Raw genomic sequence first — 842 nt, forward strand, 5'->3', positions numbered from 1 at the left:
CTTCTTCGATGTCACTGCCGTCGCCGTGTACGTCAAGCAGACCGAACGGCAGCGTCGGCTCGTCAATGTCACCGAGCATCGTGCGGAAGAACGCTTCATGTTCCTGCTCACTGATGCCCAGGCGCGTCTGCGCCACGTAGTTGCGGTATGGCACCGCCGGCAGCGGTGGCTGGCCGTGGCCGAAAAGGATCACCTGCATTTCTTCCTGCACCACGGCCAGCGCCGTGTGGTCCATGGCGATGTGATGGAACAGCAGCATCGCGACCACCCGATCATTGGCCGGGTCTTGCGCATGGACCAGACGAATCAACGGTGCCTGACTGAGCTCGATGCGGTAATGCCGCGCGTCGAAACGCTCGTACAACTGCGCCAGAACATCGCCGGCCGCCGGGTCGAGGATGACCTCCTGCACCGGCAGTTGCGCCTCACGCCAGACCACTTGCACCGGCGTCGCCAAGCCCTCCCAGACCACCCCGCTGCGCAGGATGTCGTGACGGGCCATGACCTGACGCAGCGCGGCGGCGAAGGCTTGCAAGCGTTCGAGGCTGTCGAATGCAAGGCGCGATTGCAGCAGGTACGGATCGCCCTGCGCGGCGCTCAAGTGGTGATAAAGAATGCCTTCCTGCAGCGGCGCCAACGGGTAAATATCCTGCACGTTGGCCGCGCCACCCGGCACCGTCGCGACCACCCGCTCGATGCTCGGCTGATCCAGTTGCAGCAACGTCAGCATCTGCGGGGTGATGTGCGTGCATCCGCTCGGAATCAGGTTGGCCGGCACTTCGACTTCGCGGCCGCTGCCCACGGCGGCGGCCAGCGCGGCGAGGGTCGGCTGGCTGAACAGC

The 842-nt window shown here is 65.1% G+C and carries 1 protein-coding gene; it reads right to left on the reverse strand.

What is annotated here, in order from left to right:
- Positions 1–842: condensation domain-containing protein (locus tag DBR24_RS34440; RefSeq protein ID WP_256591981.1), on the reverse strand; the 842-nt coding region annotated here is incomplete at both ends.

It is taken from the genome of Pseudomonas sp. HMWF006 (assembly GCF_003061205.1).
Lineage (GTDB): Bacteria > Pseudomonadota > Gammaproteobacteria > Pseudomonadales > Pseudomonadaceae > Aquipseudomonas > Aquipseudomonas monsensis.